General features: G+C 64.9%; 1 protein-coding gene. It reads left to right on the top strand.

Annotated elements, in window-relative coordinates; genetic code table 11:
* Positions 1-387: 3-keto-5-aminohexanoate cleavage protein (locus EU803_RS18455; RefSeq protein ID WP_165352912.1), on the top strand; the 387-nt coding region annotated here is incomplete at both ends.

Below are 387 nucleotides of genomic sequence, written 5' to 3'. Positions count from 1 at the left end.
GGGCCGGGCAGACACGCGGCGGCATGCTGCCGCTGCGGCCGGACATGGCCTCTTTGTCGGTGGGGTCGAACAACTTTCCGACCCGTGTCTACGAAAACCCGCCTGATCTGGTCGATTGGCTGGCCGCAGAGATGCTGGCCCATGACGTCAAGCCCGAGATCGAGGCCTTTGACCTGAGCCACATCCTCAAGGCGCGGGACATGGCCGATCGCGGGCAGCTGTCCGGCACGCCCTATATCCAGTTCGTGATGGGGGTGAAGAACGCGATGCCGGTCGATCGGGATGTCTTCGATTACTACATCCACACGGTCCATCGGCTGTTCGGCGCGGACGCGCCCTGGTGCGCCGCGGGCATCGGCGCGCAGCAGATCACCCTGAACGAATGGG

The sequence above is a fragment of the Loktanella sp. IMCC34160 genome (assembly GCF_004145845.1).
Classification (GTDB): Bacteria; Pseudomonadota; Alphaproteobacteria; order Rhodobacterales; family Rhodobacteraceae; genus SELP01.
This window is presented reverse-complemented; position numbering and strand designations above follow the sequence as displayed.